General features: G+C 71.4%; 6 protein-coding genes. 4 read left to right on the forward strand and 2 right to left on the reverse strand.

What is annotated here, in order from left to right:
- Positions 1 to 22: 22 nt before the first annotated feature.
- On the reverse strand, positions 23 to 2,092 hold the full coding sequence (locus AB0J68_RS00670; protein ID WP_363935213.1) for a SpoIIE family protein phosphatase: 2,070 nt from the start codon (positions 2,090 to 2,092) through the stop codon (positions 23 to 25).
- 305 nt (positions 2,093 to 2,397) lie between these two features.
- Between AB0J68_RS00670 and AB0J68_RS00675 the strand changes: the two genes are divergently transcribed.
- Together AB0J68_RS00675 and AB0J68_RS00680 are read left to right on the forward strand one after the other, a co-directional pair.
- Entirely contained in the window at positions 2,398 to 6,765 is a 4,368-nt protein-coding gene (locus tag AB0J68_RS00675; protein WP_355134208.1) for a HAMP domain-containing protein, read from the forward strand.
- Positions 6,762 to 7,316 carry a response regulator gene (locus tag AB0J68_RS00680; protein ID WP_354853752.1) on the forward strand — a complete coding sequence of 185 codons (555 nt, stop codon included), beginning with the start codon at positions 6,762 to 6,764 and terminating at the stop codon, positions 7,314 to 7,316. Before AB0J68_RS00675 ends, AB0J68_RS00680 begins: the two co-directional genes overlap by 4 nt.
- A 9-nt stretch (positions 7,317 to 7,325) precedes the next feature.
- Here the strand turns inward: AB0J68_RS00680 and AB0J68_RS00685 are convergent, their stop codons facing one another.
- Complete coding sequence (locus AB0J68_RS00685; protein WP_363935215.1) at positions 7,326 to 7,823, reverse strand: helix-turn-helix domain-containing protein; 498 nt, start codon at positions 7,821 to 7,823, stop codon at positions 7,326 to 7,328.
- Between the two features lie 92 nt (positions 7,824 to 7,915).
- Here AB0J68_RS00685 and AB0J68_RS00690 point away from each other — a divergent pair, with 92 nt between their 5' ends.
- Both AB0J68_RS00690 and AB0J68_RS00695 read left to right on the forward strand, forming a co-directional pair.
- Positions 7,916 to 8,812 carry an ABC transporter ATP-binding protein gene (locus AB0J68_RS00690; protein WP_363935217.1) on the forward strand — a complete coding sequence of 299 codons (897 nt, stop codon included), beginning with the start codon at positions 7,916 to 7,918 and terminating at the stop codon, positions 8,810 to 8,812.
- Entirely contained in the window at positions 8,809 to 10,422 is a 1,614-nt protein-coding gene (locus tag AB0J68_RS00695; RefSeq protein WP_363935219.1) for an ABC transporter permease, read from the forward strand. Before AB0J68_RS00690 ends, AB0J68_RS00695 begins: the two co-directional genes overlap by 4 nt.
- Positions 10,423 to 10,493: the final 71 nt, after the last annotated feature.

Here is a 10,493-nt window from a genome sequence, read left to right on the forward strand (position 1 = left end):
CCGGGATCGGGTGGTGTCGGCGTCAGCCTGCGTCGTTGCGGAGCACCAGCACGGCGATGTCGTCCCGGGGCGGCTCGACCGAGAAGTTGATCGCGGCGGCGCGTAGGCGGGCGGCGACCACGTCCGCCGAGTAGCCGGCCAACGGCGCTGCCGCGTCCCGCAGCCGGTCGGTGCCGAACAGCTCCCGGCCGCGCCGCCGCTCGGTGACCCCATCGGTGTAGAAGATCAGCGAGTCACCCGGGGCGAGCGTGATCTCCGCCGTCGGGGAGGTGATCGTGTCGAGCAGGCCCAGCGCCGTGCCACCGGTGCCGACGAACCGGGCGCCGCCTCCACCGGCCAGCAGCACCGGCCGGTCGTGCCCCGCCAGGTGTAGGGAGACGTCCAGGCGGTCACCGTCACCCGGCCCGACCGCCGCCAGGGCCAGCGTGCAGTACCGGCCGCCACCCCGTTCGACAAGCGTCTCGTTGAGCCGGGCCAGCGCCTCCGGTAGCGGCTTGCCGTCGCCGACCAGCACCCGGATCACGTCGCGGACCAGCCCGGTGACCGCCGCTGCCTGGACGCCCTTGCCCGAGACGTCCCCGATCACCACGAGCCAGCGCCCGTCGGGCAGCGGCACCACGTCGTAGAAGTCGCCACCCACCTCGGCGTCGTCGCCGGTCGGCACGTACTCGGCGGCGAAGCCGATGCCGTCCACCACGGGCAGGACGGGCGGCAGCAGGGAGTGCTGGAGCGTCTGCGCGACCCGTCGGCGCTCGGCGTGGATGCGGGCGTTCTCGATCGCCAGCGCGGCCCGTCGGGCCACGTCCTCCAGAACGGCCACCTCGTCCGGGTCGTGCCGGTGCCGTTGGTGCCGGCCCACCGCCAGGGTGCCGAGCCGCTGGCCGCGGGCGATCAGCGGGACCGCGAAACCCTCCATCGGCCCGCCGAGCGGGATCTGCGCCGCGCTGCGGGACGCCTCGCGCAGCCGGGCCTGGATCGAGTCCGGGCCGGCCTCGGCCAGCACCTTGTGCAGTTGCGGCAGCATCGACTCGTCGGCGTGGCTGGCCGCCGCCAGCCGCAGCCGGCCCCACTCGTCGGTGGTGTGCACCGCGCACCACTGGCCGAGGCGGGGCACCACCAACTGCGGGATCAGCGCCATGGTCAGCTCGACGTCCAGCGACTGGGCCAGCAGCTCGCTCGCCTCGGCCAGGAACGTCAGCCACGCCTGCCGGCGTACGTCCGCCCGGCGCAGCCGGTCGTTCTCCAGGTGCAGCGACAGGCGCTCGGCGGTGAGCACCGCCAGCGGCCGGGCGTACGCCGACGGCGCGGCGTCCAGCTCCAGCTCCCCGGCGTACGGGCGGTGCACCGTCAGCGGTACCCGGAGCAGCTCGCTGTCGGGGCGGGGCTGCCGGCCGAAACGGGCCAACAACTGTCGGCCCTGACCGTCGCCCCGGTCCAGTCGGATCGCGCCGCCGGCCGCGCCGACCATCTCGGCGACCCGGCTGAGCAGGCTGGCGGCGAAGTCGGGCAGTGGGTCGTCCGCGTACACGTCGGGGGCGGTCTGCATGAGTTCGCTCATCGCGCCGGCGCTCGGAGCCGAGCTGTCGACGGCCCCGGGGTTGCCCGCCGTCGACGTGCCGCCGGCGCTGGCCCCGGCCGCCGGCTCGGCCCCGGGCCGGTCCAACCGGAACCAGACGCCCTTGCCGGTCGGAAGGTACGTGGTGCCCCAGCGGCTCGCGAAGTGATCGACGAGCAGCAGCCCGCGACCACGTACGGAGACCTCGTTGATCTCGGTCGCGTCGTTGCGGGCGCCGACGGTCAGCTCGTCGTTGCCCGAGCTGGGCGCGAAGTCGGAAACGGTCACGGAGAGCCCGACGTCGTCCGCGACGACCTCGATGTCCAGTTCGGTGCCGGCGTGCTCGACGGCGTTGGTGGTCAGCTCGGTGGTGAGCAGCAGCGCCTCGTTGACCAGGTCGTCCAGGTGCGCCTCGGCGAGGACGGAGCGGACGACCGCGCGGGCGGCGGCGGGCGTACGGCGGTCGGCGGGCAGGCGGACACGCCGGACGGCCCCGCTCCCGGCCCCGGCCGTCGCGGCCCCCGCCTCGGCTGACACCCCCGTATCCTCCACCGTTCCCCCGCCGGGTGCCAAGCCGATGCGCGATCGGCGGAACGGACGCCGGTCGGCGGAGTGCGGTGGGTCGCGTGGCGGCGGGCACGGCGGGAGCCCGGCCACGAGATGTCACGGTGAGCAGCGCCACTCGGCGAGGTCTGTGCCGGGTTGGGCGTCGCCGGGGGGATCGCGGAGGCCACCAGGGTCGCCCGGCGGGTCGCGCACCCTGGCACTGCGGCGCGCGCGGGCACAATATGGGGTGCCGGTGTGTCCGTACGGGCACGGGCCCCCGAGTTGAGCGAGGAATGATGACCACGGCGAAGCAGTCGGTCGCGGATCCGTCCGCGCCCGACCACGAGGCGCTCCTCGGTGAATTGACCGAGGCGCTGCGACGGATCGGTCGCGGTGACCTGAAGGTCCGGCTGCCCCGCCGTGCCGGCAAGGCCGGCGAGGTGGCGGACGCCTTCAACGAGGTGGTCTCGCTCCAGGAGCGGCAGTACCTGGACCTGCGGCGGATCAGCCGGATCGTCGGTCGGGACGGCCGGCTCACCGAGCGACTCGACGACGAGGGGCTGGACGGCTCCTGGGCGGAGGGGCAGCGGGCGATCAACTCGCTGATCGACGACCTGGGCCGGCCCACCACCGAGATCGCCCGCGTCATCGTGGCGGTTGCGGACGGCGACCTGTCCCAGCACATGGCGTTGGAGATCGACGGTCGGCCGCTGCGCGGTGAGTACCTGCGCATCGGGCGCACCGTGAACACGATGGTCGACCAGCTCTCGTCGTTCTCCAACGAGGTGACCCGGGTGGCCCGTGAGGTGGGCACCGAGGGCAAGCTGGGCGGCCAGGCCGACGTCCGGGGCGTCGCCGGCACCTGGAAGGACCTCACCGACTCGGTGAACACCATGGCGTCGAACCTGACCGGCCAGGTGCGGTCGATCTCGCAGGTGGCGACGGCGGTGGCCAAGGGCGACCTGTCGCAGAAGATCACGGTCGGCGCGCGCGGTGAGGTCGCCGAGTTGGCCGCGACGATGAACTACCTCACCGACACGCTGCGGCTCTTCGCCGAGCAGGTGACCCGGGTGGCCCGCGAGGTGGGCACCGAGGGCAAGCTGGGCGGCCAGGCCGAGGTGCCGAACGTGGCCGGCACCTGGAAGGACCTGACCGACAGCGTCAACTCGATGGCGTCGAACCTGACCGCCCAGGTCCGCAACATCGCGCAGGTCTCCACGGCTGTCGCGCGCGGTGACCTCTCGCAGAAGATCACCGTGGCGGCGCAGGGCGAGATTCTGGAGCTGAAGGACACCGTCAACACGATGGTGGACCAGTTGTCGTCGTTCGCCGACGAGGTGACGCGGGTGGCCCGTGAGGTGGGCATTGAGGGCAAGCTCGGCGGTCAGGCGCAGGTGCGTGGCGTCTCCGGCACCTGGCGGGACCTCACCGAGAACGTCAACCAGCTCGCCGGCAACCTGACCAGCCAGGTCCGCAACATCTCCCAGGTCTCCACCGCCGTGGCGAAGGGTGACCTGTCGCAGAAGATCACCGTCGACGCCCAGGGCGAGATCCTGGAGCTGAAGAACACCGTCAACACGATGGTCGACCAGTTGTCGTCGTTCGCCGACGAGGTGACCCGGGTGGCCCGTGAGGTGGGCACCGAGGGCAACCTGGGCGGTCAGGCCCAGGTCAAGGGCGTCAGCGGTACGTGGCGGGACCTGACCGACAACGTGAACTCGATGGCGTCGAACCTGACCAGCCAGGTGCGGAACATCGCCTCGGTGACCACGGCGGTGGCCAAGGGTGACCTGTCGCAGAAGATCACGGTGGACGCGCGGGGCGAGATCCTGGAGCTGAAGTCGACTGTCAACACGATGGTGGACCAGTTGTCGTCGTTCGCCGACGAGGTGACCCGGGTGGCCCGTGAGGTGGGCACCGAGGGCAAGCTGGGCGGCCAGGCCCAGGTGCGCGGGGTCGCCGGCACCTGGCGGGACCTGACCGACAACGTCAACTCGATGGCCTCGAACCTGACCGCCCAGGTGCGCAACATCGCGCAGGTCTCCACGGCGGTGGCCAAGGGTGACCTGTCGCAGAAGATCACGGTGGACGCGCGGGGCGAGATCCTGGAGCTGAAGTCGACTGTCAACACGATGGTGGATCAGCTCTCGTCGTTCGCCGACGAGGTGACCCGGGTGGCCCGTGAGGTGGGCACCGAGGGCAAGCTCGGCGGTCAGGCCCAGGTGAAGGGCGTCAGCGGCACGTGGCGGGATCTGACCGACAACGTGAACTCGATGGCGTCGAACCTGACCAGCCAGGTCCGCAACATCGCCTCGGTGACCACCGCAGTGGCGAAGGGCGACCTGAGCCAGAAGATCACCGTGGACGCGCAGGGCGAGATCCTGGAGCTGAAGTCGACGGTCAACACGATGGTCGATCAGCTCTCGTCGTTCGCCGACGAGGTGACCCGGGTGGCCCGCGAGGTCGGCATCGAGGGCAAGCTGGGCGGTCAGGCGCAGGTCAAGGGTGTCTCCGGCACCTGGCGCGACCTCACCGAGAACGTCAACCAGCTCGCCTCGACGCTGACCACCCAGCTGCGGGCCATCGCCCAGGTGTCCACGTCGGTGACCCGCGGCGACCTGACCCAGCGGATCGCGGTCAAGGCGCAGGGCGAGGTCGCCGAGCTGAAGGACAACATCAACCAGATGATCGTCACCCTCCGGGAGACGACCAAGAAGAACGCCGAGCAGGGCTGGTTGGACTCGAACCTGGCCCGCATCGGCGGCCTGTTGCAGGGCCAGCGGGACCTGGTCGAGGTCTGCCGCATGATCATGACCGAGGTGACCCCGCTGGTCGACGCCCAGCTCGGCGCCTTCTTCCTGGCCGACGACACCGACGGCAGCATGCGGCTGCGCTTGACCTCGTCGTACGGGTATGTGGCACGCGGGCACGACGTCACCTTCGGGCCGGGTGAGGGGTTGGTCGGCCAGACCGCCCTTTCGCGCCGGACGATCCGGGTCAGCGCCTCCCCGAACAGCCGCCTCACGCTGCGCTCCGGCCTGGCGGAGACGCCCCCGTCCGACCTGGTGGTGCTCCCCGTGCTGTTCGAGGGGGAGCTGCTCGGGGTGATCGAGTTCGCCAGCGTGGCCGCCTTCTCCGAGCTGCACCTGTCGTTCCTGGAGCGGCTGGTGCTCACCATCGGCATCGCGGTCAACACCATCCAGGCCAACCGGCGTACGGAGGAGCTGCTGGCCCAGTCGCAGCGGCTCGCGCACGAGTTGCAGGAGCAGTCGGCGGAGTTGCAGCGCACCAACGCCGAGCTGGAGGAGAAGGCCACCCTGCTCTCCGAACAGAAGGGCAACATCGAGACCAAGAACCGGGAGATCGAGCTGGCCCGGCTCGGCCTGGAGGAGAAGGCGCAGCAGCTCACGCGGGCCTCGGCGTACAAGTCGGAGTTCCTGGCCAACATGAGCCACGAGCTGCGTACGCCGCTGAACTCGCTGCTGTTGCTGGCCCGGCTGCTGGCCGAGAACTCGGAGCAGAACCTCAACCCGAAGCAGATCGAGTTCGCCCGGACCATCCACAGTGCCGGCTCGGACCTGCTCTCGCTGATCGACGACATCCTGGACCTGTCCAAGATCGAGGCCGGCCGGATGGACGTCGAGCCCACCGAGATCCGCTTCGCGGAGATCCGCGGCTACGTCGAGCAGGCGTTCGCGCCGCAGGCCGAGGAGAAGAACCTCGACTTCCAGGTACGGGTCAGCAAGGATCTGCCGCCGGCGTTGGTCACCGACGCGCAGCGGTTGCAGCAGATCCTGCGCAACCTGCTCTCGAACGCGGTGAAGTTCACCGACAACGGCGCGGTGACGTTGCGGATCGCCCCGGCGGCCGAGAACGCGGTCTTCGACGTGCCGGCGCTGACCAACGCCCAGCAGGTGATCGCCTTCACGGTGATCGACACCGGCATCGGCATCTCCGACGACAAGCTGTCGATCATCTTCGAGGCGTTCCAGCAGGCGGACGGCACGACCAGCCGCCGCTACGGCGGCACCGGCCTGGGGCTGTCGATCAGCCGTGACCTGGCCCGGCTGATCGGTGGCACCATCACGGTGTCGTCGGCGCCCGGGCAGGGTTCGACGTTCACGTTGTTCGTGCCGCAGGTCCTCGCTCCGGACGCGGTGGTCGCGCCCCAGTCGCCGTCACCGCAGCGTGCCGGCCTGCCGTCGTCGCTGTTGATGCCGCCGCTGGAGCTGCTGCCGGCGCGGCCGGAGGCGCCGGCCACCCGTCAGTTGGACGGCGCCACCGTGCTGATCGTGGACGACGACGTCCGCAACGTCTTCGCTCTGACCAGCGCGTTGGAGCTGCACGGCATGACCGTGCTGTACTCGGACAACGGGGCGGACGGCGTCCGCCTGTTGGCCGAGCACCCGGAGGTGGACATCGTGCTGATGGACGCCATGATGCCGGACCAGGACGGATACGAGACGACCCGCCAGATCCGCCGTAACCACCGGTTCGCCGACCTTCCGGTCGTCTTCCTGACCGCGAAGGCGATGCCGGGTGACCGCGAGTCCGCGCTCGCGGCCGGAGGAAGCGACTACATCACCAAGCCGGTCGACCTGGATGACCTGATCGAGTTGATGTCGTCCTGGATCAGCGGCGGCCGGACCGAGGAGACTTCGTGACCCAGATGGCCAAGGCGCTGCTCGTGGACGACCGCCGCGAGAATCTGATGGCGCTGGAGGCGATCCTCCAGGGCCTGCCGGTTCAGTCGGTGGCTGTGGAGAGCGGCGAGGCGGCGCTCAAGCAGCTGCTGGTGGACGACTTCGCGGTGATCCTGTTGGACGCGCAGATGCCGGACATGGACGGCTTCGAGACGGCCAGCCACATCAAGCGCCGGGAGCGGACCCGGCACGTGCCGATCATCTTCCTCACCGCCGCCGACCGGGACGCCCAGCTCGCGCTCCGCGGCTACCAGGTGGGTGCGGTGGACTACCTGACCAAGCCGTTCGACCCGTGGGTGCTGCGGGCCAAGGTGTCGGTCTTCGTCGAGCTGTGGGTGAAGACCCGGCAGTTGGCCGCCCAGTCGGACCTGGTTCGGGAGCGCGACACGCAGTGGCGGCGGCTCACCGACGCGGTCGACGAGGCGACCACGCTGCTCCGCTCCGACGACCAGGAGTCGCGGGGCCGTGCGGTGGAGCTGCTGGAGCAGGCCCGCTGGGGCAGCTCGGCCTGACCCGGCCGGTCAGCCGTCGCCGGGGCGCAGATGGCCGGTCTGGGCCCGGCGGATCCGCCAGCGCTCGCCCAGCGAGTCGATTTCCTCCTGCACGAAGATGAAGAAGTCGCGCATCTCGGCCACCCGTTCGCCGGCCGGCGTCTGCGGGCCGTTGAGGGCGTCCACCCCGGAGCTGGCCACGTCGATGAACGTCTTGTAGATCGCGGTCTTGGTGATGGTCCCCTCGTACCAGGGGTTGTCCGGCATCCGGTAGCGATCGCGGCGGGACCGGGGGACGGGCTCGCGGATCAGCATGCCGAACTGGGTGAGATAGCGGACCGCGCCGCTGACCGCCGCCGCGCTGACCCCGAGCCGCTCGCCGATCTCGGCGGCCGTCAGGGGGTCGTCGGCGCTCATCACGGTGAACAACACCCGGGCGGCCATCCGTGGGAAGCCGACCTCGGCGAACGTGAGGGCCATCCGTTCGACGAAGAGGTGCACGGGGTCGTGGCCGTCGTCGGCTGCCATGGCGGTCCCTCCCTGCGCGGTTCGTGGGCACCGATGGTGCACCGACTCTCACTGTCTTCACAACTTTGTGAAACGAGTGTAGCTTCCGAGATATGGAAACTCCGATTGAGGTGTCCGGCCTGGTCAAGACCTTCGGCCGGACCCGGGCGCTGGACGGTCTCGATTTGACCGTCCGCGCCGGCGAGGTGCACGGCTTCCTCGGCCCGAACGGCGCCGGCAAGTCGACCGCCATCCGGGCCCTGCTCGGCCTGCTGCGGACGGACGCGGGGGACGTCCGACTGCTCGGCGGTGACCCGTGGCGCGACGCGGTGGCCCTGCACCGCCGGCTGGCGTACGTGCCAGGCGATGTGACGCTCTGGCCCAACCTCTCCGGCGGCGAGGTCATCGACCTGCTCGGCCGGATGCGCGGCGGCCTCGACCCGGCCCGCCGAGCCGAACTGCTCGACTCCTTCGAGTTGGACCCCCGCAAGAAGGGCCGGGCGTACTCCAAGGGCAACCGGCAGAAGGTCGGCCTGGTGGCCGCCCTCGCGTCGGACGTCGAACTGCTCATCCTGGACGAGCCGACCTCCGGCCTGGACCCGCTCATGGAGGAGGTCTTCCAGCACTGGGTGCGCCGGGCCAAGGCCGACGGTCGCACCGTGCTGCTCTCCAGCCACATCCTGGCCGAGGTGGAGGCGCTCTGTGACCGGGTGACGATCATCCGCAACGGGCGGGACGTGGAGACCGGCACCCTGAGCGAGCTTCGGCACCTGCGACGCACCTCGATCGAGGCCGAAGTGACCGGCCCGGTGGACGGGCTGGGTCAGCTCGGCGGGGTACACGACCTGCGGGTGGACGGGCAGCGGGTGCGCTTCGACGTGGAGAACGCCGCGCTGGACGCCGCGCTGCGTCGGCTCACCGAGATCGGCGTACGCAGCCTGACCAGCCAACCGCCGACGCTGGAGGAGCTGTTCCTGCGGCACTACCAGCCCGAGCAGGTGCGGTCATGACCGCCCTCACCGGCACCCGGCACCTGGTGCGGCTGATCCTGCGGCGGGACCGGGTCGTGCTGCCGATCTGGATCCTCCTGCTGGCCGTGCTGCCGGCCAGCTACGCCGGCACGTACGCCGAGCTGTACCCGACCGCCGCCGAGCGGGCCGCGTACGTGGCGAGCACGGCGAGCAACCCGTCGATCGTCGCGCTGCTCGGCCCGGTGTTCGGCGACAGCGTCGGCGCGCTCACCGTCCAGCGGGCCGGCCTGCTGATGGTGTTCGCCGCGTTGGCCAGCCTGCTGACGGTGGTGCGGCACACCCGCACCGAGGAGGAGGCCGGCCGGCGGGAGTTGCTCGGCGCGACGGTCCTCGGCCGGTACGCCGGTCTGACCGCGGCGCTGCTGGTGACGTACGCCGCGAATGTGCTGCTCGGCCTGCTCACCGCCGGCGGCCTGGTCGCCGCGGGTCTGCCCGGCGCGGGTTCGCTGCTCTTCGGTGCCGGCTTGGCGCTCACCGGCGTCGCCTTCGCCACGGTCGGCGGTCTGGCCGCGCAGCTCACCGAGAGCGCCGGCGGCGCGCGCGGCATCGCCCTGGGGGTGCTCGGGTTGGCCTTCGTGCTGCGGCTGGCGGGCGACGCCGGAGGGTCCGGCGGCACCGGTGGAAAGACCGAATGGCTGAGCTGGGTCTCGCCGCTGGGCTGGGCGCCCCGGGGGCGGGCCTTCGCCGGTGACCACTGGTGGGTGCTGCTGCTGCTGGTGCTGTTCGCCGCGGTGGTCGCGCTCGTCGCGTACCCCGTCTCGGTGCGCCGGGACCTCGGCGCGGGGGTGCTGCCGCCGCGGCTCGGCCCGGCCACCGCGGGTCCGCGGCTGGCCGGCCCGTTCGGGCTGGCCTGGCGACTGCACCGGGGCCCGTTGCTCGGCTGGACGGTCGGCTTCGGGCTGCTCGGTCTGGTGCTGGGTGGCGCGGCGGACGCGGCCGGCGACGCGGTGCAGGGCAACCAGCAGTTCGCCGAGATCCTGGCCCGTCTGGGCGGCACGTCGGCCCTGGCCGAGGCGTACCTCGGAAGCTCGTTGAGCCTGACCGCGCTGGCCGCCGCCGGGTACGGCATCCAGGCGGCGCTGCGGGCGCGGGCCGAGGAGACCGCCGGGCGGGCCGAACCGCTGCTCGCCACGGCGGTGAGCCGGTCCCGCTGGCTGGCGGCGCACCTGCTCTTCGCGCTGCTCGGCCCGGTGGTGGTGCTGGCCGTGGCGGGGCTCGCGACCGGGCTGTCGTACGGCCTCAGCGTGGGCGACGTCGGTGGTGAGCTGCCCCGGCTGCTCGGCGCGGGGCTGGCCCAGGTGCCGGCGGTGTGGGTGCTCGCCGGGCTCGCCGCGCTGCTGGTGGGCTGGCTGCCCCGGTTCTCCGCGGCGGCCTGGGCCGTTCTCGCCGGCTGCCTGCTGCTCGGTCAGATCGGCGCGGTGCTGAAGCTGAGCCAGTGGGCGCTGGACGTCTCCCCGTTCACGCACACCCCCCAGGTCCTGGGCGACAACTGGACGGCCACCCCCCTGGCGGCCCTGACGGTGATCACGGCAGCCCTCCTGGCCCTGGCCCTACGCACCTTCCAAACCCGCGACATCCCCACCCAGTAACCCCCGGCCCCCTGGGACCGCGTTGATCATGAAGTTATTGCCGACAAATGGGACGGAGATTGGCAATAACT

Source organism: Micromonospora sp. NPDC049580, assembly GCF_040675595.1.
Taxonomy (GTDB): domain Bacteria; phylum Actinomycetota; class Actinomycetes; order Mycobacteriales; family Micromonosporaceae; genus Micromonospora.